Source organism: Streptomyces sp. NPDC004284 (assembly GCF_042874035.1).
Classification (GTDB): domain Bacteria; phylum Actinomycetota; class Actinomycetes; order Streptomycetales; family Streptomycetaceae; genus Streptomyces.
On the sequence record NZ_JBIAMJ010000011.1, the window covers coordinates 195078 to 215211 of the forward strand.

Consider the following 20134-nt stretch of genomic DNA (forward strand, 5'->3'; position numbering starts at 1 on the left):
ACCGGTCCTCCGGGCCCCGGCGGTTGGCGACCATCGCGGCGATCGGGGGGATGACCATGGCGACGACGCACATGCCGATGGCGACCGGCATCGAGAAGAGCCGCACGACGGCCCAGGCGCCCACGAAAAGCACCAGGCAGACGCCCATCATCCAGAAGTAGACGTGCCGACGTCGCGCGTACACACCTTCAGCGTACGACCGGGCCCCGGATGCGGACAGACCGGAGGGCCGTGCCTCAGGTCCTGGATTAGGCGTCCAACCCCCCAGGAGGCACGGCCCTCCGGCCGTTCGGGTGCGGTGTGTCACCGCGCTCGCGGATCAGACCGCGATGGCCACGTCCGTCAGGCTGCCGGCCTCGGTGACGACGACCTTGCGGTCGGCCTGGGCGCCCGGAACCAGGGCGCGCAGGGTCCACTCGCCGGTCGCCGCGTAGAAGCGGAACTGGCCGGTGGCCGAGGTCGGGACCTCGGCGGTGAACTCGCCGGAGCCGTCGAGGAGGCGGACGTAACCGGTGACGGGCTCGCCGTCCTTGGTCACCTGGCCCTGGATGGCCGTCTCACCGGGCTTGAGCGTGCTGACGTCGGGACCGCCGACCTGAGCTCCACACATGTTCTCTGTCCTGTCCTGAAGAAGAAGTGGGGGTTACTTGTTGGCGCCGAGCTCGATCGGCACGCCGACGAGGGAGCCGTACTCGGTCCACGAGCCGTCGTAGTTCTTGACGTTCGTGACCTCGAGGAGCTCGTGCAGGACGAACCAGGTCAGCGCGGAGCGCTCGCCGATGCGGCAGTAGGCGATGGTGTCCTTCGCGAGGTCGACCTGCTCGGCCTCGTAGAGGGCCTTGAGCTCGTCGTCCGACTTGAAGGTGCCGTCGTCGTTGGCGTTCTTCGACCAGGGGATGTTGCGGGCGCTCGGCACGTGGCCGGGGCGCTGGGACTGCTCCTGCGGGAGGTGGGCCGGGGCGAGGAGCTTGCCGGAGAACTCGTCGGGCGAGCGCACGTCGACGAGGTTCTGGGAGCCGATCGCGGCCACGACGTCGTCGCGGAAGGCGCGGATCGAGGCGTCCTGGGCCTTGGCCTTGTACTCGGTGGCCGGGCGGGCCGGGACCTCGGAGCCGTCGACCAGGTCGCGGGAGTCGAGCTCCCACTTCTTGCGGCCGCCGTCGAGGAGCTTGACGTCCTGGTGGCCGTAGAGCTTGAAGTACCAGTAGGCGTAGGAGGCGAACCAGTTGTTGTTGCCGCCGTAGAGGACGACCGTGGTGTCGTTGCCGATGCCCTTGGCCGAGAGGAGCTTCTCGAAGCCCTCCTGGTCGATGAAGTCGCGGCGGACCGGGTCCTGCAGGTCCTTCGTCCAGTCGATCCGGATGGCGTTGCGGATGTGGTTCTTCTCGTAGGCCGAGGTGTCCTCGTCGACCTCGACGAGCGCGACCTGCGGGTTGTCGAGGTTGGCCTCGACCCAGTCCGCGTCGACCAGAACGTCGCTGCGAGCCATGCTGTTCTCCTCCGGGGCAGTGTGCGGGGGTGTGCTGCGGTGGTGCGGGGTGTGGCGCGGTACGCGTCGTCGTGTGCGTGCGGACATGCGGATGTACGGACATACGGACGTGCGTACGGCTCTGCACAGGGCGGCCCCGACGTCAGTCGACGGGCCTGAGGGATACGGGAGTCGGCGTCCCGCTCAGACTGAGCGACAGAGCATGGCGGCGACGCGGCACAGGTCTACTGCCCGCCGCTTCGTGAGATCCGCCTGTCGCTTCATGCCCTCGATCGTAGGGACGGACATGCGGCCGTGTCACCGGTGTGTCGTATTTTGAGACGCGATCGTCCGAGATGCGAGACGTGATCGCGGTTCGCGTCGGCTCCGGACGCCTCCGCGCCCAGGTGTCCGCTTCGTCTTCTGCGGATCGGACGGCCGTGTCTCAGCATGTGAAAAACCGGCCCCCGGACGGCCCCCTGGGCGGCCCTCGAAGGCCCCCGCGCGGCCCCGTCAGCCCGCCAGGACGACGTCCTTGCCGGTCACCATGACCGCCAGGCCGTCCGGGCGCGGCTCGACCTTCTCCACCCTCATGCCGGCGATGAGGCCGATCGGGCGCTCGAAGTCGGTGCGCGCGCGGACCAGTTCCTCCACGCCCGGGATGCCGGCGCCCGGCACCTCGTCGGCGCGGACCTTGAGGGTGTCGCCGTGCACGACGGTGACCGTGGAGAGGACCGAACGGGTCAGGCTGCGGCCCAGGATCTTCACGCTGCCGGTGACCTTGACCTTGCCGTTCCCGCCGTAGGCGACGGTGGCCTCGTGGTCGGAGGCGGCGGTGAGGTCCGCGTACGAGATGAGGGCCGTGCCGCTCGCGGAACCGGCCTTCGCGCCCGCCCAGTCGCCGGTCACGGTCACGTCCCGCAGGGCCACGGTCAGCTCGCCGACCCGGACGTCCTTGTCGCCCGCCGTCGCCGTGACGCCGGTCGCCTTCACGTCGACCTCGTCGAACCGCTTGTCCGCGACCTGCGTGAGGAACGGGAAGCCCTTGATGTCGACCTCGATGGAGTCGCTCTTCGCGGCCGAGAGCTTCACCCGGCTCGACGCCTCCGACTCGGCGTACGACACGGCCAGCCGGTCGATCCCGACGAGGATCCCGCCCAGCACGACGGCCACGACCAACAGAATCCGCAGTGCTCGCATGGGCTGAGCATCCCCCCGCATAGTCCCGACATACTTCCGGCCCCCCGACACGAAGATCGACGTGTCGGAGGGCCGGTTGGTTCCCCTGGTGGAAAGGACCGCAGGTCAGACCAGGGCGCGTCCGAGCAGGTAGACGGCGGGCGCGGCGGCGGCGAGCGGCAGCGCGACGCCCGCGGTCATGTGGACGAAGCGCGAGGGGTAGTCGTAGCTGGCGACCCGCAGGCCGATCAGCGCGCAGACCCCGACGCCGAGGCCGAGCAGCGCCCCGGAGGTGCCCAGGTCCGTGAGGCCGCCGGCCGCGATCCCGGCGCCGGCCGAGGCGAGCAGGGCGGCGACCAGGGAGACCGGTCCGGGCAGCGGCAGCGCCCGGGCGAGGACGGCCGCGGCGACCGCGATCCCGCCGACGACCACCGCGTCCGGTTCGGCGCCGAGGTGTCCGGTGGCGACGACGGTGAGGGCGGCGGAGGCGACGGTGGCCATCAGGCCGTACATGCGCTCGTCGGGGTCGGCGTGGCTGCGCAGCTGGAGGACGAGGCAGAGCAGCACCCAGACGCCGAGCGTGCCCAGGATCGCCGGGGCGGCGTGCTCCCGGCCGGTGGCGAGCAGGGCGGCGTCGGCGACGAGGCCGCCGAGGAACGCGAGGGCGATGCCCTGCCGGGCGGGCCACATGCCGTTGAGCCGGAACCAGCCGGCGGCCGTGAGGCCCTGGAGCAGGACGAGCGGGACGAGGAGCCCGTACGAGCCGAGGGAGGCGCCGCCCGCGAGCAGCAGGCCGAGGAGGGCGGTGAGGGCGGCGGGCTGCATGCCGGGCTCGATCACGGGCGAGCGCCCCTCGGCGCGGGCGCGCTGGGCGTCGGTGACGCGGGCGTTCCCGGAGGTGGTGGGCGAGGAGTACGCGGGCCCGTCGTCGACCACCGGGGCCGGCGGGGCCACGGGGGCCGACGGCGCGGGCTCGGCCACGGGCGCGGGCTCCGCGTAGTACGCCGCGGGGGTCCCGTGCGAGGCGTACTGCTGCTCGTACGGCTGCTGCCGGTACGCCTCCTGCGCCCCGTGGCTCACGGAGGGCTGGGCCTGCGCGGCCCGGATCTGCTCGTACGAGACGGCCGGCTGGTACGAGGTGTCCCAGGTCTGGCCCTCCCAGGTCTGGGTGACCTCGGCGGGGTTCTGCGGCCCGTGCGCGTCGGCGGCGGCGTACGGGTCGTGCTGCTGCCCGCCGTAGTACTGGTCGTTGCTCATGCTCTGGGGTTCACCCTCCTGCGAACGGGGGGAGCACCTCGACCGTGCCGCCCTCGGCAAGCCGTACCGTCTCATGGCTCCGGGTCCCGACGGGGTCGCCGTCGACCAGGAACGAGCACCGCCTGAGGACCTGGGCGAGCTCGCCCGGGTGCTTCGCGCGGGCGGCGTCGAGGGCCTCGGACAGGGTCCCGGCGTCGTACGGCTCCTCGGCGACACCGGCGGCGGCCTTGGCCGCGGCCCAGTAGCGGATGGTTCCCGCTGCCATAGCGGCGCTCCCTTCATTCGTGTGCGCGCCGCCCCCCATCATGGGCTATGCGCGCGTGGCCCCCGGACAGGCCCCGCGCGCGCGTGGGCCGGTCCGGCTACGCGCGCGTGAGCCAGTCCCCGAGCCGGGCGAGCAGGTCCTCGTCGGCGGCGTTCTCGGCGTGGCCCATGCCCCGTTCCAGCCAGAGTTCCGCATCGCCCGCGGCGGCCAGCATGCGCGGGTGGTCGAGCGGGAAGTAGGCGTCGCGGTCGCCGTGCACGATCAGGAGCGGCGTCGGGGCGATCAGCGGGACCGCCTCCACGGGGGACAGCGGCACGGGGTCCCAGGCCCTGCTGTCGATCCGGGTGCCGAGCCCGTACCGCCCGACGAGGCGGCCCGCCGGACGGGTGACGACCCAGTGGACGCGGCGCATCGGGGCCGTCCCCCGGTAGTACCAGCGGGCGGGCGCGGAGACGGCCGCGACGGCGTCCGTGCCGGCCTGCGTCCCGCGTTCCAGGGCCGCGTGGCGCAGGACGACGGAGCCGCCCATGGAGAAGCCGACCGTCGCCACGCGCGCGTGGCCGAGCTCACGGGCCCAGCGGACGGCGGCGGACAGGTCGAGGACCTCCCGGTCGCCGACGGTGGAGCGGCCGCCGGAGCGGCCGTGCCCGCGGAAGGAGAAGGTGACGACGGCCGCGCCGCGCTCCGCGAGGGCCAGCGCGGCGCGCCGGACGGCGGGCCGGTCGGCCGACCCGGTGAAGCCGTGGGCGAGGACGACCGCCGTATCGGTGACACTTGCCCGTGAGGGTTCGTAAACCGCCTCGATCCGGACACCGTCATCGGTACGCAGCGTGGACCGCGACGTGTACCGCAAAGGGCGGGAAGTGAGCGAGGAAACATCCAGGATGTGAAATCGGCCCTCTGCCTCGGAACTCATGTGGGCTATTCTGCTTGCCAGAGGATCCGGGCGACGCAGCCCCCGGGTCCTTTTGTGTTTTCCGACCGTTGTTACGGACGGATGAACAAAAGCTCTCAGGGCGCGAGAGCCAACGTGAGCACACATAGACGTCCTCGCAGGGACCGAGGAGGAACCGACGTCATGGACGAGCGAACGACGACGCACGACGGATCGACTACGCACGGCGTACCGACGACCGAAGAAGGTGCGGCGCGATGAGTTCTCTGCTGCTCCTGACCAACGCCCTCCAGCCGTCGACCGAGGTGCTCCCCGCCCTCGGCCTGCTGCTGCACAACGTCCGGGTCGCCCCGGCCGAGGGCCCCGCCCTCGTGGACACCCCCGGCGCGGACGTGATCCTCGTCGACGGCCGGCGCGACCTCCCGCAGGTGCGCTCGCTCTGTCAGCTGCTGCGCTCCACGGGGCCCGGCTGTCCGCTGATCCTCGTCGTCACGGAGGGCGGTCTCGCGGCCGTCACCGCCGACTGGGGCATCGACGACGTCCTCCTCGACACGGCGGGCCCCGCCGAGGTCGAGGCGCGGCTCCGGCTCGCGATGGGCCGGCAGCAGATCGTCTCCGACGACTCCCCGATGGAGATCCGCAACGGCGACCTGTCGGTCGACGAGGCGACGTACAGCGCGAAGCTCAAGGGCCGGGTCCTGGACCTGACCTTCAAGGAGTTCGAGCTGCTCAAGTACCTGGCCCAGCATCCGGGCCGGGTCTTCACGCGCGCGCAGCTCCTCCAGGAGGTGTGGGGGTACGACTACTTCGGCGGCACCCGTACGGTCGACGTCCACGTACGGCGGCTGCGGGCCAAGCTCGGCGTCGAGCACGAGTCGCTCATCGGCACCGTCCGGAACGTCGGCTACCGCTTCGTCACGCCCGAGAAGGTCGAACGGGCGGCGGAGGAGGCCCGCACCAAGGCCGAGGAGGCCCGTGCCAAGGCGGACGACGCCCGTGCCAAGGACGAGGCCCGCGCCTGAGGAGGAGGCCCTCGTGAGCGCCCGCGTCAAGGGAGCCACGAGGGGCATCACCCCCTCGGAGGACAGGAACGTGGCGGATGCCACAGTGCGACCTGCCGGTAGGTAGGTCCCCCCGCGTAGACTTCCGCGCGTGGCCAAGGTGACGCGGGATGACGTAGCGCGACTTGCGGGTACTTCTACCGCCGTCGTGAGCTACGTCATCAACAACGGACCCCGGCCGGTCGCCCCGGCCACGCGCGAGCGTGTCCTCGCCGCCATCAAGGAGCTGGGCTACCGGCCCGACCGGGTGGCCCAGGCGATGGCCTCGCGGCGCACCGACCTCATAGGCATGATCGTCCCCGACGCGCGGCAGCCGTTCTTCGGGGAGATGGCGCACGCGGTCGAGCAGGCCGCCGCCGAGCGCGGAAAGATGGTCCTCGTCGGCAATTCCGACTACCGGACCGAGCGCGAGGTCCACTACCTGCGCGCCTTCCTCGGCATGCGGGTCTCCGGGCTGATCCTGGTCAGCCAGGGCATGAGCGAGCAGGCCGCGAGCGAGATCGAGGCCTGGGACGCGCGCGTGGTCCTGCTGCACGAGCGGCCCGAGGCGATCGACGACGTGGCCGTCGTGACCGACGACATCGGCGGCGCCCAGCTCGCCACCCGGCACCTCCTGGAGCACGGCCACCCGTACGTGGCCTGCCTCGGCGGCGTCCCGAACACCCCGGCCGTCGGCGACCCGGTCGCCGACCACGTCGAGGGCTGGCGCCGCGCCATGCTGGAGGCCGGCCGCTCGACCGAGGGCCGGCTCTTCGAGGCCCCGTACAACCGGTACGACGCCTACCAGGTCGCCCTCAAGCTGCTCGCGGGCCCGGACAGGCCGCCGGCCATCTTCTGCTCCACCGACGACCAGGCCTTCGGCGTCCTGCGGGCCGCCCGCGAGCTGCGCATCGAGGTGCCGACGGAGCTGGCGGTCGCGGGCTTCGACGACGTGAAGGAGGCGGCGCTCACCGATCCGCCGCTGACCACGATCTCCTCGGACCGCCCCGCGATGGCCCGGGCGGCCGTGGACCTGGTCCTCGACGACTCGATCCGGGTGGCGGGCTCCCGCCGCGAGCGGGTGAAGCTCTTCCCGTCGGCGCTGATCGTCCGCCGCTCCTGCGGCTGCCACGCGTAGGACCGCACGCGCCTTTATATAGGGCATACAGGCTTCTGTCGGGCTTCTCAGCCGCTCCTCAGACGACTCTCATGTACGGCACCGAGAGTCATAGCCATGACGGACTTCCAGGAGCAGCAGCCTCAGCAGCCGTACTACCCGCCGCAGCCGCCGAGGCCGCCGTACGAGCCGACGCAGCCGATCAGCACCGAGCCGGGCACCACCATCTGGCCCTCGGGCGGTCACGTGCCGCCGCCGGTGGACCCGCCGCTCGTCGCCTCCGTCCCCGCCCCGGCCCCCTCGCCGCGCCGCCGCGCCAAGCGCGGGGTCGGGCTCATGGCGGCCGTGGCCATCGCGGCCGCGGCGGTCGGCGGCGGCACGGCGACGCTGGTCCAGCAGCTCACCTCCGACAACGCCTCCGTGAGCGCCTCCGCCCCCGTCGTGAGCGGCACCAACGTCTCCGCCGGCAGCAAGGGCACGGTCGCCGGGGTCGCCGAGGCGGTCTCCCCCTCCATCGTGGAGATCTCCGCGACCTCGAACTCCGGCAAGTCCACCGGCTCGGGCGTGATCATCACCTCCGACGGCGAGATCGTCACCAACAACCACGTGATCTCCGGCGCCTCCTCGATCACGGTGCAGCTCAGCGACGGCAAGACGTACGGGGCCCGGGTCGTCGGCACGGACCCCGACAAGGACCTCGCCCTGATCAAGCTCCAGGGCGCCTCCGGGCTCAAGGCCGCCGCCCTCGGCGACTCCTCGAAGCTGCGGGTCGGCGACGAGGTCGTGGCGATCGGCTCCCCCGAGGGCCTGACCGGCACCGTCACCAGCGGCATCGTCTCCGCGCTCGACCGGGACGTGACCGTCGCCAAGGACGAGGGCGGCCAGGACCAGCAGCAGGGCCAGCAGCAGTGGGACCCGCGGCAGGGCTGGCCGTTCGAGTTCGGCGGGCAGCAGTTCAACGGCGACACGGGCTCGTCGAAGACCACGTACAAGGCGATCCAGACCGACGCCTCGCTCAATCCGGGGAATTCCGGCGGCGCGTTGATCAATATGAACGGCGAGATCATCGGAATCAATTCGGCCATGTATTCGCCCAGTTCTTCCGGCGGCTCCACCGCCGGAAGCGTCGGCCTCGGATTCGCGATCCCGGTCGACACCGTGAAGGCCGACCTGGACGCCCTCCGCTCGGGCGGCGCGAACTGAGCACGTGCGAGGCTGAGCCCATGACGGGACAGCCCATGACCGGACAGCACAGCGAAGCCGAGCGCATCCTCGTCGTCGACGACGAACCCGCCGTCCGCGAGGCCCTGCGCCGCAGCCTCGCCTTCGAGGGGTACGGGACCGAGGTCGCCGTCGACGGCCTCGACGCGCTCGCGCGGATGGAGTCGTACGCCCCCGATCTCGTCGTCCTCGACATCCAGATGCCCCGCATGGACGGGCTGACGGCGGCCCGCCGGATCCGGGCCGCCGGCTCGACCGTGCCGATCCTGATGCTCACCGCCCGCGACACCGTCGGCGACCGGGTCACCGGCCTCGACGCCGGCGCGGACGACTACCTGGTGAAGCCCTTCGAGCTGGACGAGCTGTTCGCCCGCATCCGGGCCCTGCTCCGCCGCAGCTCCTACGCCTCCGCGTCCGCCGCCCCCGCCGAGGAGGACGTCCTGGCCTTCGAGGACCTGCGGATGAACCTGGCCACGCGCGAGGTGACCCGGGGCGGGCGGACCGTGGAGCTGACGCGGACCGAGTTCACGCTCCTGGAGCTGTTCCTCGCGCACCCGCGCCAGGTCCTGACCCGGGAGCAGATCCTCAAGGCCGTGTGGGGCTTCGACTTCGAGCCCAGTTCGAACTCGCTGGACGTGTACGTGATGTATCTGCGGCGCAAGACCGAGGCCGGCGGCGAGCCGCGCCTCGTCCACACCGTACGGGGCGTGGGCTACGCGCTGCGCGGAGGAGGCGGCGAATGACGGGACCCGTGGCCTGGTTCCGCTCCCGCCCGCTGCGGTCGCGGCTCGCGCTGCTCACCGCGTTCGCCGTGGCGGTGGCGGTGGCGGCGGTGTCGGCGGCCTGCTGGTTCGTGACGCGGGTGCAGCTGGAGGCGGAGCTGGACTCCTCGCTGCGCAACACGCGCCTGGACCCGAACGGAGTGGAGCAACTGCTCACGATGTGCCGCCAGGGCACGACGCCGCCGCCGGTGGCGGGCTCGTACACGGTGCAGGTCGTCCTCGGCGACGGCAGCGCCTGCACCTCGGGAGAGGCCGCGATCCCGGTCGGCGCCACCGACCTCGCGGTGGCCCGGAAGCAGCTGGACGACACCCTGCACACGGTGAAGGACGGCGCCGGCCGCGAGATGCGGGTCTACACGTACCAGCAGGACAGCCCGCTCCAGATCGCCGTCTCCGTCGCCCGCCCCCTCTCCGAGATCGACAACTCGATGTCCACGCTCCGCTGGGTGCTGCTCCTGGTCTCCGGGATCGGCGTCGTCGGCGCGGGCGCGGCCGGCCTGTGGGTCGCGCGGACCGGTCTGGAGCCGGTGAACCGGCTGACCGACGCGGTCGAGCACGTCGCCGCGACCGAGGACCTGACCGTCCGCATCCCGGTGGAGGGCGAGGACGAGATCGCCCGGCTGTCCCGCTCCTTCAACGCGATGACGGCGGCGCTGGCCAGCTCCCGGGACCGGCAGGCGCAGCTCATCGCGGACGCGGGCCACGAGCTCCGCACGCCGCTGACCTCCCTCCGCACGAACGTCGAACTGCTCGCGCGCAGCGAGGAGACCGGCCGGGCGATCCCGCCGGACGACCGGCGGGCCCTGATGGCCTCGGTGAAGGCGCAGATGACGGAGCTGGCCGCGCTGATCGGCGACCTCCAGGAGCTGGCCCGCCCGGACGCGGTCCAGCCGGGCCGGCTCGAAGTGGTCCCGCTGCACGCGGTCCTGCGGACGGCCCTGGACCGGGCACGCCTTCGCGGCCCCGAGCTGACCTTCGTCACGGACCTCGCGCCCTGGTACGTGCGGGCGGAGCCGCCGGCGCTCGAACGGGCCCTGGTGAACGTCCTGGACAACGCGGTGAAGTTCTCGCCGCCCCGGGGCACGGTCGAGGTGACCCTGATGCGGGGCGAGCTGACCGTCCGCGACCAGGGCCCCGGCATCGCCCCGGACGAACTCCCGCACGTCTTCGACCGCTTCTGGCGCTCCCCGTCGGCCCGCAGCCTGCCGGGCTCGGGCCTGGGCCTGTCGATCGTGGCGCGGACGGTGCAGCAGGCGGGCGGCACGGTGGCACTGGCCCCGGCGGAGGGCGGCGGCACGGTGGCGACGCTCCGGCTGCCGGGTGCGCCGACGCCGCCGCCGGAGCTCTGAGCGCATGGACGGCGCCCACGGCCTGAACCCCGACGGGACGATCGCGCGCGAGGGCTCCCTGGACCGCGTGGCGGCGGAGTTCGCGCCGGTCGTGGAGGCGGCGCGCGCCCGGATCCCGGAGGCGTTCGGCCCGGACCGGCTGCACAGCGCGTACCTGTACGGGAGCGTGCCCCGGGGCACGGCGGTCGTCGGCGTCTCCGACCTGGACGTGCAGCTGGCCCTGCACGGGGAGGTCACGGAGGCGGACCGCGCCGCCGCCCGGGAGCTGGAGGCGGCCCTCGACCGGGAGCTGCCGCAGATCGACGGCGCCGGGATCCTGCTGAGCGGCACCGGAACGCTCCTCAGCGAGCTGGAACGCCACGACCTGGGCTTCTTCGTCGCCTGCCTGTGCACCCCGCTCCTGGGCCCGGACCTGGCCGCCGAGCTGCCCCCGTACCGCCCCACGTCCCTCCTCGCGCGCGAGACGAACGGCGACCTGGCGCTGCTCCTGCCGGGCTGGCGCGCCCAGCCCGCCGGCCGCGCCCTGGGCCGCCGGGTCGGCCGCCGTCTCGTCCGTACGGGCTTCACGCTGGTCATGCCGAGGTGGGGCGGCTGGACCAGCGACCTGGACCGGCAGGCGGCGGTCTTCGGCGCGTACCACCCGGAGCGCGCGGAACAGATGCGCCTGGCGGTGGACGCGGGCAGGTCGCCGTCCCCGGATCCGTCGGTCCTGCGGCTGCTGATCGGGGACCTGGCCCCGTGGCTCGCGGCCGAGTACACGGCGGTCCACGGGGCGAAGACCCCGCGCTAGTTGTGCCTCAGCAGGGCCTCGACGAGCCCGGCCCGCGTGTTGGGGAAGTCCATGGGCACGATCCCGAGCCCGACCTGCCCGGCGAGCTCGGCGCTGTCCAGGAAGCCGTGCACCCACGGGTTGAGCCGGTCGGAGTTCCAGCGGGGCGGCAGGTAGGCGGAGGTGCTGACGAAGTTCACGTACAGCCGGCCGGGCTGGGCGACGGCGGCGCGGAACTGGGCCTGGATCTTCGGGTACTTGGCGTCGGGCAGGGCGTTCCAGTCGTCCTGGATCGCGAAGGCCGAGCCGCCCCACCTCAGCCCGGGAAGCCCCCCGTTGTCGGCGAGCAGCACGACCCGCCCGCGCGCCTCGCCGAGCAGCGGCAGCGTGTCCCCGATCAGGAAGAGGGACCGCCACCCCCGCCGGTCGAGGTAGTCGTCGAAGACGGCGCGGAAGGTGGCGTCGGACTCCTCGGAGTACTCCTGCTTGACCCGCATGAGAACGGTCTCGGAGGGGTGTGCGGCGAGGAAGTCCCGGCAGGCGACGAGCACGTCCCCGAACATCATGTTCTGGTACGAGGCCCCGTGGTGGATGGCGAACGACCCCCCGGTCACCCGGCACCGCACGTCCAGGAACCGGACCCCGCTGTCCAGCTGCTGGGCGACGGTCGTGTTCTGGCACTCGCTCCACGCCCCGCCGAACCGCGCCCCGGAGTCATGCGTCCCGGGGATCGTGAGCCGCTGCAACGGCGTCCCGTCCCCCTTCTCCCCCATCCACGCGCGCACGTCCACGGCCGAGGCGGCGGGGGCACCCACGAGCAGGGCCGCCCCGGCGGCCGCGGCCCCCACGAGGAATCGTCGTCGGTCCATGGACCGGGACTATGGCAGGTCCACAACAACACCACCAGAGTGCGTCCCGAACGGAGACGGAGGGGAAGGCCGGTTCCCGACGGGGAACCGGCCTCCCTGATCCTTCAGGTCACTTGGTGACGGTGAACGCGCACCAGGACGTCCAGTCCGAGGCCTGGTTGCCGCCGATCGTGCGCAGCCGGAACCGGTATCCACCCGGCTTCAGCTCGCCGGCGCCGAGGGCGAGGTTGAAGACCATGCCGTTCGGCCAGATCTTCTCGGTCCTGGTGAGGAGCGCGGCCCCGCCCGGCTCGGCCACCTCGAAGGTGGCCTTCAGGGCGTGGTAGCTCCTGTTCTTGCCCGCGTCCTTGCCGAACTTCACGGGCGAGGCGGCGAGCGCGCCGCCGTTCGCTCCGGAGATCACCGGGGTCGGGCCGCCCTCGCAGAACTGCGCCTGCTCGTACGGTCCGGCGAAGACCCGGAGGGTTCCCGGCACGGTGGGCTCGACCTGCGATCCCGTCGCGTTCGTCGCGCTGACGACCGCGACGGTGACGAGCGCGGCGGCCGCGACGGCGGTCGCGCCGATGCGTCGGAGATGCTTTCTGTTCACGGGAGGACCATCCTTTCCGGGACTAGCGCGGGGTGTAGTAGAGGTGCGTGAGGCCGTCGTAGCCGTTCGCGCAGCCGTAGGAGTTCCAGATGAGCTGGTTGTAGACGTTGTCCGCCCCGTAGTCGTCGCAGTAGTACCAGGACGCGTGGGCGCCGTCGTAGAAGTTCCCGACGGACGTGGCACCCATGGGCTTGATCAGCCATCCCTTGCCCACGGTGGCGAGATAGGGGCTGCCGTACACGGGGGTCTTGTCACTGGCACTCGTCGGGCCGTACCCGTTGTTGAGGATCTGGCCGGCGGCCTTCCGGCCCGTCGCGACGCCGAGGTCGCCGTCCCACTGGTAGTGCACCCCGAGGTAGACCCGGCTCCGGGCGTCCTCGGTGGCCGCCGCGCTGAAGCTGGTGAAGGTGCGGGTGACCCCGACCGCGTGCGGATCCTCGGTGGTGCCGGTGAAGGTGACGTTGTCCGTGCCGAAGAACTGCTTCATCGACTCGGCCCAGGCTCCGGCGAAGGTCGCGTGTCCGGAGACGTACGCGGGGAACGGCGGGCTGAAGTGGTTCCCGGCCGCGTCGGCCGAGAGCGGCTGCCAGGAGCTGTTCTGCACGGTGTCCGGGTTGCCGTCCGAATCGGCCAGCTTGATGGCGCTCTCGGGCCGCCACAGATCGATGGAGGTCTGGTACTTCTGGTCCCAGGCGGAGATGCCCGCGTCCGCCATCGAGCCCGCGACCAGCGCGAAGAGCTGGACGTTGGCGATCTCGTCGAGTCCGCGCTGCGTGGAGACGATCCGGGTGTGGGTGAAGAGCTGGCCCGGCGGCTTGTAGGTGCCGTTCAGGTCGTTGGCCCAGAACCAGGCGATCTGGGTCTGCTCGGGGGTCCGCGTCGTGCTGTTGGCCGCGCCGAGCTCGGCGACCTCCTTGAACTGGGCGGTGTAGGCCGGGCTCTTCAGCAGCTCGGGCATCGTCGCGATCCCGGCGGGCGGCTGCGGACGCAGGTCGGCCGCCGTGGTCTTGCTGTGCGTCCACGGGTAGTCGCCGTAGTCGACGAACTTCTTGACCTTGCCCCAGTTCGGGTCCGCCGCCGGACCGGAGCCCGTCGGCCGCCACTGGCCGGGTGCGGTGCTCGGGGTGTACGGCGTGGTGTCCTGCGATCCGTCGTTGGTACGACGGGCGATCATCGCCGCGGCGGCCTTCTCGCCGACGCTCTTGCCCTCCGTGGTGGTGGCGTCGACAGGCTCGCCCGTGCGGGCCGCCGTGAGGTAGGGGGCGAAGTCGAGCGCGGGGAAGGTGGACTTGAGGACGTTGTAGGCGGCGTGGTCGATCGCCGCGTCGACGTTGGGAGCGACGCCGGCCTTCACGCCGATGCCGGGGGTGTAGAGCGCCCCGATGCAGTTCTCCGGCTTGAAAGCGCCGCTGCTGTGGCAGCGACTGGCGTTCGCGGCGTCGTACATGGCCAGATGCATCATGGCCCCGGCCCGTGCCAGGGGGCCCGGAGAGCCCCCCACCGCCACGTAGGCGTCGAGCAGCGCGTCGTTCCAGTAGAGGGCTCTGTCGCCCACGGTCGAGCTGGCGTGCGCGGGCGCCGATGTGCCCGCACAGGCCAGTAACAGCGCCAGGACGACGGTGATGGAGCGTCTGACGGGATGTTTCACGGTCCTGCCCCTCCAGAGATCGCAGAAGTTGATCGTGCACTGACAAGATCACGAGCAGCATAGGGGCGCCCTCCGCCCGGGTCCCGGGTTCGGAATGAAATGCGCGTGAACCGTGCGACCTGCACCGGGATCCGGATTCCGCGCAGAACGCAGCAGGACGCACGGGACCCCGCCGGGCCGTGACGGCCCGGCGGGGTCCCTGTGTTGTGCTCCGGAGGCCGGTTACGGCTTCGGGGGGTACACCACGTTGATGCGGTTCGCGGCCGGGACCGGCAGCGGGTTGGCCGCCGAGGTGCGGGACGCCAGGTAGGCGTTGAAGACGTCGAGGTCCGAGGCGCCGACCAGCTTGTTGGTGCCGGTGGCCAGGGCGCCGAAGCCGTCGCCGCCGCCCGCGAGGAACTCGTTCATCGCGACGCGGTAGGTCTTGGCCGGGTCGATCGCCTCGCCGTTCAGCTTGATCGTGCCGTCGACGACGCGGTCCGCGCCGGTCTTGGTCATGTCGAGCGTGTAGGTGAGGCCCTTCGAGACCTGGAGGATCTTGATGGAGTTCAGGTTCGAGCCGCTGACCTGCTGCTTCAGCGCGGTGATGAGGTTCGCGCCGGTCAGGTCGACCACGTTCATCATGTTGGTGAAGGGCTGCACGTTGAAGGCCTCGCCGTACGTCACCACGCCGTCGCCCTCGGCGCCGGACGCCTTGTAGACGAGGTCGGAGCGGATGCCGCCCGGGTTCATCAGGGCCAGCTGCGCGCCGCCCTTGTCCGCCGGGGCCAGGCCCTCCAGCTGCGCGTCGGCGATCACGTCGCCGAGCGGCTTCTCGTACGCCGTGGAGCCGCGGCCGTCGATGGTGGCGGCGATGAAGCCCTGCGGCCGGTTGGAGATCGGGGCGGCGAGCGGGCGCCAGTCCTCGATCAGCTTCGTCATGTCCGCGTCCTTCGGCACGTCGCGGGTGACGATGTGGTTGGCGGAGGCGACGGCCGTGCGCACGATGTCCTTGGTGGCGCGGTCGTACGTCAGCGTCGTGTCCGTGTACACCTTGCCGAACGAGGACGCCGAGGTAACCAGGCGCGGGTTGCCCGCCGGGTCCGGGATGGAGCACACGTACGCCTGGTGCGTGTGGCCGGTGACCAGCGCGTCGACCTGCGGCGAGACGTTCTTGGCGATGTCGACGATCGCGCCGGAGACACCCTCGCCCTCGCCGTCGCCGTCGCCGTCGCAGTTGTAGTTCACCGACGCCGAGGCCGGCATGCCGCCCTCGTGGACCAGGGCGACGATGGACTTGACGCCCTTGCGCTCCAGGATCTTCGTGTACTTGTTGATCGTCTCGACCTCGTCGCCGAACTTGAGGCCCTTGACGCCCTCGGCGGTGACGACGTTCGGGGTGCCCTCCAGGGTCACGCCGATGAAGCCGATCTTGATGCCGTCCTTCTCCCAGATGTAGTACGGGTCGAGGATCGGCTTGCCGGTCTTCTCGTCCGTCACGTTGGCCGCGAGGTACGGGAAGTCGGCACCCTGGAAGGTCTTGCCCTCGACGAAGCAGCCGGCGGTCGGGTGACAGCCGCCGTTCTGCATGCGGGCCAGCTCGCGCGCGCCCTCGTCGAACTCGTGGTTGCCGACCGAGGTGACGTCCAGGTCCAGCTGGTTCATGGCCTCGACGGTCGGCTCGTCGTGGAAGAGCGCCGACAGCAGCGGGGAAGCGCCGATCAGGTCACCGGCCGCGGCCGTGATGGAGTAACGGTTCCCCTCACGGGCCTGGCGCAGGTGCGTCGCCAGGTACTCGACACCACCGGCGTCGATCTTCTCCGTCGCCCCGTCCGGCTTGGTCCGGATGACCTGCCCGGACGTACCGGCCGGCGGCTCCAGGTTGCCGTGCAGGTCGTTGAAGGACAGCAGCTGGACGTCGACCATCCGGCCCCAGCCCTTGCCGTTCGTCCCGCCCGCGGCGTACTCGTCCCCGGCCGCACCGGCCGACGGCATCGCGGCGAAGAGCGCCCCGACCGTCGCAAGCCCCGCACCGGCGGCGAGAATTCGCCGCCCCGTCTTGTTCTTCCTTGGCGTCGCTGCCATCTCTCCCCTAGTCCCCTTGCCCCGATTCGCGGCCTTGATCTACTCCCCCGTTGCGCGTGAAGCCTAGAGTCAACGCGCGTAGCGCAACAGGGGGGAGTGGGTTACAAGACAGTTGCCGATGGCTGACGGGGTGTCGCCGTAGGCTCGTAGCCATGACTTCCGACGCGGCACCGGCCCTCGAACCGGGACGGCAGATCCACACGTATGACGAGCTCACGCCCGAGCAGATCCAGGACGTACTGGACCTCCTCGCGGCCGCCGACCACGCCGACGGCCTGCACGCCGTGTCCGAGCAGGGGCGGCTCTACCTGCGGCACGGCAGGCGCGAGGGCGTGCGCCACTTCCTCCTCACCGTCGGCTCCCACCTGTACGGATACGCCCAGCTGGAGGAGACCGACCCGATCGAGGCCCCGGCCGCCGAGCTGGTCGTCCACCCCTCCCACCGGGGCCGCGGCCACGGCCGGGCGCTCGGCACCGCCCTGCTCAACGCCTCCGGCAAGCGGCTGCGGGTCTGGGCGCACGGCGGCAAGTCGGCGGCCCGGCACCTCGCCCAGGTCCTCGGCCTGACGCTCTTCCGCGAGCTGCGCCAGCTGCGCCGCCCCCTCGTGCCGCTCGACATCCCGGAGCCGGTCCTGCCCGAGGGCGTCACCGTGCGGACCTTCACGCCCGGCGTCGACGACGCGGCCTGGCTCGCCGTCAACGCCGCCGCCTTCGCCCACCACCCGGAGCAGGGCTCGCTCACCCAGCGGGACCTGGACGACCGGATGGCCGAGCCGTGGTTCGACCCGAAGGGCTTCTTCCTCGCGGAGAAGGACGGGAAGCCGATCGGCTTCCACTGGACGAAGACGCACGCCGAGGAGCAGCTCGGCGAGGTGTACGTGGTCGGCATCCTGCCGGAGGCCCAGGGCGGCGGCCTCGGCAAGGCGCTGACCGCGATCGGCCTGCGGCACCTGGCGGCGCAGGGGCTGCCGACGGCGATGCTGTACGTGGACGCGGACAACACGGCGGCGGTGCGGGTCTACGAGGGGATCGGCTTCACCACGCACGAGGTGGACCTGATGTACCGCACCGAGTCGTAACACCCGTTGCCCAGGGGGCGGTTGACACCGCCCCCTTCTTTCCACCACCCTTTCACTACTTGATTAGTGAAAGGGTGGTGGAAGGGACCGTGCTCGAGTACCGCATCGACCGGCGCAGCGGCGTCGCCACCTACCTCCAGATCGTCCAGCAGACGAAGCAGGCCCTCCGCATGGGCCTCCTGGAGCCGGGCGACCGGCTGCCCACCGCACGCGAGGTCGTCGAAGCGACGGCCATCAACCCCAACACGGTCCTCAAGGCCTACCGCGAACTCGAACGCGAAGGCCTCGTCGAGGCCCGCCGCGGCCTCGGCACCTTCGTCCGCGCCACCCTCGGCACCGGCCCCGCCGACTCGCCGCTGCGCGGCGAACTCACCGACTGGGCCCGCCGGGCACGCGCCGCGGGACTCGATCGGGAGGACGTGGCCGCGCTCTTCACCGCCGCACTGAAGGAACACTTCGAGGGGGACGAATGACCGATCCAGTCATCGAGGCCGACGGCCTCGGCATGCGGTACCGACGGCGCGGCGGGGGCTGGGCCCTGAAGGACTGCACCTTAGCCCTGCCGGTCGGCCGCGTCGTCGCCGTCGTCGGCCCCAACGGGGCGGGGAAGTCGACCCTCCTCGGCCTGGCCGCGGGCCTGCTGCGCCCCACGGAGGGCAGGATCACGGCCCCCGCGCGGGACCGCCTCGCGTACGTCGCCCAGGACAAGCCCCTGTACGGGCAGCTCACCGTCACCGAGACGCTGCGCCTGGGCCGCGAGCTCAACCCGGACCGCTGGGACCCGGCCGCCGCCGAGCGCATCGCCGGCCCGCTGCCCGGGAACGCCCGGGTCCGCGCCCTCTCCGGCGGACAGCGCACCCGGCTCGCGCTCGCCCTCGCCCTCGGCAAGCGGCCCGAACTGCTGCTCCTGGACGAGCCGATGGCGGACCTCGACCCGCTCGCCCGGCGCGAACTCATGGGCGCGCTCCTGGCCGACGCCGCGGAACGCGGCACGACCGTCGTCATGTCCTCGCACATCCTCACCGAGCTGGAGGGCTCCTGCGACCACCTGCTCCTCGTGCAGGGCGGCCGCATCCGTCTCGACGGCGCCATCGACGACCTGCTCGCCGCGCACACCCTGCTGACCGGTCCGGTCGCCGACCTCGCCCCGCACACGGTCGTCGAGTCCCGGACGACGGGCCGTCAGCTCACCGCGCTGGTCCGCCGCGAGGGCCCCGTCGAAGGCCCCTGGGAGACCGACGAACCCTCCCTGGAGGAACTCCTCCTCGCCCACCTCCGCACCACCGAAGGAGCCCCGGCATGAGCACCCTCGCCCTGAAGGGCCCGCAATGGGTGACGTTCCGGCAGCACCGGCGGGCGCTGTGGTGGTCGCTCGCCCTCGCGGCCTGCGCGATGGCGGTCCTGGTCGCCTCGCGGTGGTGGTCGGACGGCGCGGTGGACGCGCTGCGAGCGGCGGGCTGCCCGGCCGACGAGCCGACCAGCTCCTGTTTCCAGCTTCAGAACGACTACATCGACGACCGGTGGTTCGCCCGGCATCTCGTCGAGTACACCGCCCTGGCCATGCTCGTCCTGCCCGCCCTGCTCGGGGCGTTCGTCGCGGGCCCGATGCTCGCCCGCGAGATGGAGTCCGGCACGTACAAGCTGGCGTGGACGCAGTCCGTCAGCCCGGCACGCTGGCTCGCGGCCAAGGTCGCGGTCCCCGTCGCGCTGACCCTCACGGTCGTCCCCCTGCTGAGCCTGGTCTTCCACTGGTCGTGGTCGACGGGCCCGGCCGACGACTTCCCCACGTACTGGTACGAGCCGACGGTGTTCGTCTCGTTCGGCATCGTGCCGGTGGCGCACGCCCTCCTGGGGCTCGCCCTGGGCACGGCCGTCGGCATCCTCGTCCGGCGCACCGTCGTCGCGATGGGGCTCGCCGCCGTCGTCATCGGGGCGGCCCTGGCGGTCCTCTCCCGGCTGCGCGAGGACCTCTGGCCGGTCCAGACCCTGACCGGCGCCGGGCTGTCGGCCGAGAACCACGCCTGGCCGCTGGACCGGGGCATGCTCACGGCATCCGGTGAGCGCGTCCTCCGGCAGGACTGCTTCACCGCCCAGCCGGACACCGTCGAGCGGTGCATGACCGACCGGGGCGGGGTCACCGGGTTCCTCGACGTCCACCCCGCCTCGCACTACTGGCCCCTCCAGCTCGTCGAGACCGGCATCTGCCTCGCCCTCGCCGCCCTCGCGGTCCTCGCCGCCTTCCGCGTCCTGCGCGCCCGCCACCCGTAACCCTCCGTGAAGGGAAGGGGGCAGGGCCCTGACAAGGGCCCCGCCCCCGATCCCCGTACGACACGTCCTCGTTACCAGCCATTCAGACGCGCTTGCGACGCTCACGCAATGAAGCGCTCCGTGTCCGCTCTCCCCAAGGGGAGACTTCCCTCCCCCACCACGGCCCGCTCCGACGCGCCCGACCACCCCTTCGCGCGGAAGAATGGGGCCATGAGCCAGAAGCCCGCCGAGGTCCCGGTCCAGTCCCCCGCCGCGTCGTCCGCCCCGTCGTCCGG

General features: G+C 71.9%; 22 protein-coding genes. 10 read left to right on the top strand and 12 right to left on the bottom strand.

The features are described 5' to 3' along the window. The 8 genes from ACFYUS_RS26660 to ACFYUS_RS26695 form a co-directional block, all read right to left on the bottom strand. On the bottom strand, nt 1-184 hold a 184-nt coding region (locus ACFYUS_RS26660; RefSeq protein ID WP_388857028.1), incomplete at its 3' end, for a DUF3099 domain-containing protein. A gap of 135 nt (nt 185-319) precedes the next feature. Continuing rightward, the gene (locus ACFYUS_RS26665) at nt 320-610 is read right to left on the bottom strand and encodes a DUF1416 domain-containing protein (protein ID WP_030693674.1); all 291 of its coding nucleotides are present in this window, start codon (nt 608-610) and stop codon (nt 320-322) included. Nucleotides 611-643: 33 nt separating this feature from the next. After that, nucleotides 644-1489 (bottom strand): sulfurtransferase, encoded by an 846-nt coding sequence (locus ACFYUS_RS26670; protein ID WP_388857031.1) that lies wholly within the window; start codon nt 1487-1489, stop codon nt 644-646. A gap of 183 nt (nt 1490-1672) precedes the next feature. Next, nucleotides 1673-1777 (bottom strand): putative leader peptide, encoded by a 105-nt coding sequence (locus ACFYUS_RS26675; RefSeq protein ID WP_359096586.1) that lies wholly within the window; start codon nt 1775-1777, stop codon nt 1673-1675. A 204-nt stretch (nt 1778-1981) separates the two neighbouring features. Next, nucleotides 1982-2668 carry a DUF2993 domain-containing protein gene (locus ACFYUS_RS26680; protein WP_388857034.1) on the bottom strand — a complete coding sequence of 229 codons (687 nt, stop codon included), beginning with the start codon at nt 2666-2668 and terminating at the stop codon, nt 1982-1984. 105 nt (nt 2669-2773) lie between these two features. Further along, nucleotides 2774-3904, bottom strand: coding sequence for a hypothetical protein (locus ACFYUS_RS26685; protein ID WP_388857037.1), 1131 nt, complete (start codon nt 3902-3904; stop codon nt 2774-2776). A gap of 10 nt (nt 3905-3914) precedes the next feature. After that, on the bottom strand, nt 3915-4169 hold the full coding sequence (locus ACFYUS_RS26690) for a MoaD/ThiS family protein (protein ID WP_388857040.1): 255 nt from the start codon (nt 4167-4169) through the stop codon (nt 3915-3917). Nucleotides 4170-4266: 97 nt separating this feature from the next. After that, nucleotides 4267-5085: an alpha/beta hydrolase gene (locus tag ACFYUS_RS26695; protein ID WP_388857043.1), complete on the bottom strand. Its 819-nt coding sequence runs from the start codon at nt 5083-5085 to the stop codon at nt 4267-4269. Nucleotides 5086-5321: 236 nt separating this feature from the next. Between ACFYUS_RS26695 and ACFYUS_RS26700 the strand changes: the two genes are divergently transcribed. From ACFYUS_RS26700 to ACFYUS_RS26725, 6 genes are all read left to right on the top strand, one after another. Next, complete coding sequence (locus ACFYUS_RS26700) at nt 5322-6086, top strand: response regulator transcription factor (RefSeq protein WP_388857046.1); 765 nt, start codon at nt 5322-5324, stop codon at nt 6084-6086. Between the two features lie 130 nt (nt 6087-6216). Continuing rightward, nucleotides 6217-7242: a LacI family DNA-binding transcriptional regulator gene (locus ACFYUS_RS26705; RefSeq protein ID WP_388857049.1), complete on the top strand. Its 1026-nt coding sequence runs from the start codon at nt 6217-6219 to the stop codon at nt 7240-7242. Nucleotides 7243-7338: 96 nt separating this feature from the next. Further along, nucleotides 7339-8424 (top strand): S1C family serine protease, encoded by a 1086-nt coding sequence (locus tag ACFYUS_RS26710; RefSeq protein ID WP_388857053.1) that lies wholly within the window; start codon nt 7339-7341, stop codon nt 8422-8424. A 35-nt stretch (nt 8425-8459) separates the two neighbouring features. Then, nucleotides 8460-9185 (top strand): response regulator transcription factor, encoded by a 726-nt coding sequence (locus ACFYUS_RS26715; RefSeq protein WP_388857180.1) that lies wholly within the window; start codon nt 8460-8462, stop codon nt 9183-9185. Then, nucleotides 9182-10573, top strand: a complete 1392-nt coding sequence (locus ACFYUS_RS26720) for a sensor histidine kinase (protein ID WP_388857056.1) — start codon at nt 9182-9184, stop codon at nt 10571-10573. The genes ACFYUS_RS26715 and ACFYUS_RS26720 overlap by 4 nt, the downstream gene beginning before the upstream one ends. Nucleotides 10574-10577: 4 nt before the next feature. Beyond that, complete coding sequence (locus ACFYUS_RS26725; protein WP_388857059.1) at nt 10578-11363, top strand: nucleotidyltransferase; 786 nt, start codon at nt 10578-10580, stop codon at nt 11361-11363. Here the strand turns inward: ACFYUS_RS26725 and ACFYUS_RS26730 are convergent. The 4 genes from ACFYUS_RS26730 to ACFYUS_RS26745 all read right to left on the bottom strand — a co-directional run bounded on the left by ACFYUS_RS26730 (nt 11360) and on the right by ACFYUS_RS26745 (nt 16512). Then, nucleotides 11360-12211, bottom strand: coding sequence for a phosphatidylinositol-specific phospholipase C (locus ACFYUS_RS26730; protein ID WP_388857062.1), 852 nt, complete (start codon nt 12209-12211; stop codon nt 11360-11362). The two genes, ACFYUS_RS26725 and ACFYUS_RS26730, sit on opposite strands and share 4 nt — an antisense overlap. Nucleotides 12212-12320: 109 nt before the next feature. Next, nucleotides 12321-12800 carry a hypothetical protein gene (locus ACFYUS_RS26735; protein WP_388857065.1) on the bottom strand — a complete coding sequence of 160 codons (480 nt, stop codon included), beginning with the start codon at nt 12798-12800 and terminating at the stop codon, nt 12321-12323. A gap of 22 nt (nt 12801-12822) precedes the next feature. Further along, nucleotides 12823-14448: a vanadium-dependent haloperoxidase gene (locus ACFYUS_RS26740; RefSeq protein WP_388857068.1), complete on the bottom strand. Its 1626-nt coding sequence runs from the start codon at nt 14446-14448 to the stop codon at nt 12823-12825. 222 nt (nt 14449-14670) lie between these two features. Next, nucleotides 14671-16512 carry a bifunctional metallophosphatase/5'-nucleotidase gene (locus ACFYUS_RS26745; RefSeq protein ID WP_388857071.1) on the bottom strand — a complete coding sequence of 614 codons (1842 nt, stop codon included), beginning with the start codon at nt 16510-16512 and terminating at the stop codon, nt 14671-14673. A 152-nt stretch (nt 16513-16664) separates the two neighbouring features. Here ACFYUS_RS26745 and mshD point away from each other — a divergent pair, with 152 nt between their 5' ends. The 4 genes from mshD to ACFYUS_RS26765 all read left to right on the top strand — a co-directional run bounded on the left by mshD (nt 16665) and on the right by ACFYUS_RS26765 (nt 19859). Next, nucleotides 16665-17591 (top strand): mycothiol synthase, encoded by a 927-nt coding sequence (gene mshD, locus ACFYUS_RS26750; RefSeq protein ID WP_388857074.1) that lies wholly within the window; start codon nt 16665-16667, stop codon nt 17589-17591. 89 nt (nt 17592-17680) lie between these two features. Continuing rightward, nucleotides 17681-18064: a GntR family transcriptional regulator gene (locus tag ACFYUS_RS26755; protein ID WP_388857077.1), complete on the top strand. Its 384-nt coding sequence runs from the start codon at nt 17681-17683 to the stop codon at nt 18062-18064. After that, nucleotides 18061-18894 (top strand): ATP-binding cassette domain-containing protein, encoded by an 834-nt coding sequence (locus ACFYUS_RS26760; RefSeq protein WP_388857080.1) that lies wholly within the window; start codon nt 18061-18063, stop codon nt 18892-18894. The genes ACFYUS_RS26755 and ACFYUS_RS26760 overlap by 4 nt, the downstream gene beginning before the upstream one ends. Continuing rightward, complete coding sequence (locus tag ACFYUS_RS26765; protein ID WP_388857083.1) at nt 18891-19859, top strand: hypothetical protein; 969 nt, start codon at nt 18891-18893, stop codon at nt 19857-19859. The genes ACFYUS_RS26760 and ACFYUS_RS26765 overlap by 4 nt, the downstream gene beginning before the upstream one ends. The last annotated feature ends 275 nt before the right edge of the window (nt 19860-20134 follow it).

Coding starts and splice junctions, on each gene's coding strand:
- ACFYUS_RS26665 (WP_030693674.1), bottom strand. CDS start 610: ATGTGTGGAGCTCAGGTCGGCGGTCCCGACGTCAGCACGCTCAAGCCC.
- ACFYUS_RS26670 (WP_388857031.1), bottom strand. CDS start 1,489: ATGGCTCGCAGCGACGTTCTGGTCGACGCGGACTGGGTCGAGGCCAAC.
- ACFYUS_RS26675 (WP_359096586.1), bottom strand. CDS start 1,777: ATGTCCGTCCCTACGATCGAGGGCATGAAGCGACAGGCGGATCTCACG.
- ACFYUS_RS26680 (WP_388857034.1), bottom strand. CDS start 2,668: ATGCGAGCACTGCGGATTCTGTTGGTCGTGGCCGTCGTGCTGGGCGGG.
- ACFYUS_RS26685 (WP_388857037.1), bottom strand. CDS start 3,904: ATGAGCAACGACCAGTACTACGGCGGGCAGCAGCACGACCCGTACGCC.
- ACFYUS_RS26690 (WP_388857040.1), bottom strand. CDS start 4,169: ATGGCAGCGGGAACCATCCGCTACTGGGCCGCGGCCAAGGCCGCCGCC.
- ACFYUS_RS26695 (WP_388857043.1), bottom strand. CDS start 5,085: ATGAGTTCCGAGGCAGAGGGCCGATTTCACATCCTGGATGTTTCCTCG.
- ACFYUS_RS26700 (WP_388857046.1), top strand. CDS start 5,322: ATGAGTTCTCTGCTGCTCCTGACCAACGCCCTCCAGCCGTCGACCGAG.
- ACFYUS_RS26710 (WP_388857053.1), top strand. CDS start 7,339: ATGACGGACTTCCAGGAGCAGCAGCCTCAGCAGCCGTACTACCCGCCG.
- ACFYUS_RS26715 (WP_388857180.1), top strand. CDS start 8,460: ATGACCGGACAGCACAGCGAAGCCGAGCGCATCCTCGTCGTCGACGAC.
- ACFYUS_RS26720 (WP_388857056.1), top strand. CDS start 9,182: ATGACGGGACCCGTGGCCTGGTTCCGCTCCCGCCCGCTGCGGTCGCGG.
- ACFYUS_RS26725 (WP_388857059.1), top strand. CDS start 10,578: ATGGACGGCGCCCACGGCCTGAACCCCGACGGGACGATCGCGCGCGAG.
- ACFYUS_RS26730 (WP_388857062.1), bottom strand. CDS start 12,211: ATGGACCGACGACGATTCCTCGTGGGGGCCGCGGCCGCCGGGGCGGCC.
- ACFYUS_RS26745 (WP_388857071.1), bottom strand. CDS start 16,512: ATGGCAGCGACGCCAAGGAAGAACAAGACGGGGCGGCGAATTCTCGCC.
- mshD (WP_388857074.1), top strand. CDS start 16,665: ATGACTTCCGACGCGGCACCGGCCCTCGAACCGGGACGGCAGATCCAC.
- ACFYUS_RS26760 (WP_388857080.1), top strand. CDS start 18,061: ATGACCGATCCAGTCATCGAGGCCGACGGCCTCGGCATGCGGTACCGA.
- ACFYUS_RS26765 (WP_388857083.1), top strand. CDS start 18,891: ATGAGCACCCTCGCCCTGAAGGGCCCGCAATGGGTGACGTTCCGGCAG.